This window comes from Micromonospora inaquosa (assembly GCF_003857055.1).
In the GTDB taxonomy this organism is placed as follows: domain Bacteria; phylum Actinomycetota; class Actinomycetes; order Mycobacteriales; family Micromonosporaceae; genus Micromonospora; species Micromonospora inaquosa.
Genome location: NZ_QGSZ01000272.1, coordinates 1 through 1,222 on the forward strand (window position 1 = coordinate 1; position 1,222 = coordinate 1,222).

1 protein-coding gene and 1 pseudogene are annotated in these 1,222 nt (G+C 71.5%); both read right to left on the reverse strand.

Going from position 1 to position 1,222, the window contains the following annotated elements; translation table 11 throughout:
• Positions 1 to 288, reverse strand: a pseudogene (locus DLJ59_RS24950) (hypothetical protein); the annotation flags it as partial.
• Between the two features lie 270 nt (positions 289 to 558).
• Positions 559 to 1,152: a pentapeptide repeat-containing protein gene (locus DLJ59_RS24955; protein ID WP_124775061.1), complete on the reverse strand. Its 594-nt coding sequence runs from the start codon at positions 1,150 to 1,152 to the stop codon at positions 559 to 561.
• Positions 1,153 to 1,222 lie beyond the last annotated feature (70 nt).

Sequence of the window (1,222 nt, forward strand, 5' to 3'; positions counted from 1 at the left end):
GGCCGACGGTGTCGGGTCCGGCGAGGGCGGACGCTGGCGCGGACGCAGACCGGGGGTGGCCGGCCCCGCCTCGCCGGTGCGCCCGTCGGCGGCCGGGAGAACTGGGGAACGGGCCGCCCCGGCGGACACGCCGCCCGGAGCCGCCTGGTCGTCCGGCTCGGGACCGGACCGGAAGCTGAGGTACGAGATCAGCACCACCAGGCCGACGAGCGCGGCGACGCCCTCCACCACCCAGCGTCGCCGCTGTCGGGCGCGGCGCAACACGCTTCGGGTCAATCCGGCGGTCATGGCACGCGGACGGTGCCTCGGCGGCGCATCGCCAGCCCTCGAACCAGCCCGAGTGCGGTCTTCGTCCGCCACCGACCCCTCCAACTCCGCCACCCGGCCGTCCTGGACCGCTGCGGACCACACCGTCCACTGTGGGCCGTTTCACGTTTACACGGGCGTGGACGACACGCTAGATCCGGACTGCCGGACGTGTCCAGCCCACAACGGGACGCTGTCGGACAACCTGGCCCGCCCGGACGAACACACGGCAGACCGCGAGAGCCCTACCCGTCAGCCGATCCGGAAGCCGAGCAGTTGCGCGATGATCACGGCCTGCTCGACGTCGATGATGGCACCGGCTCGTTCGACGACCGTCGGGTCGAGCGCGGTGAGATCGCTGCCCCGCAGGTCGGCGCCGCCGAGACGGACGTTGTTCAGCTGGGCGCCGGAAAGATCGACACCGGTGACGGTAGCACCGGTGAGATTGGCCCTGGTGAGGTCCACCTCGCGCATGCGCACCCCGGTCAGCCGAACGCCGCGCAGGTCGGCACCGGGCAGCGCGGCGAAGGACCAGTCACCGCCGTCCACCGTCAGCGGACGCAGGTCACACTCGCTGAAGGTGCTGCCGACCAGTTTGCAGCCGGTGAACTCGGCCTCGAAGAAGTTGCACCGCCGAAAGACGCACCGGGTGAAGGCGGAGTCGACGTGTCGGGAGGCGTTGAACGCCACATTGCCGAACGTGCACCCGGTGAAGACCGCGCCTCTGCTCAGCGCCTCGGTCAGGTCCACCCCGAAGAACTCGCAACCCACGAAGTGCCGGTCGGTCAGCTCCTCGCCGTACCAGTCCTCGTTGCGGAAGGTCACGTCCTCGGTCAACTCCGGCATCCGGCCAGGCTAGTGGCCGCCGCCGACAGCCGACAGCCGACAGCCGGCGGGCCGGCCCCGGCCCGCCGGC

Excerpts from the sequence above, each read along its gene's own strand:
- DLJ59_RS24955 (WP_124775061.1), bottom strand. The coding sequence starts at position 1,152 with ATGCCGGAGTTGACCGAGGACGTGACCTTCCGCAACGAGGACTGGTAC.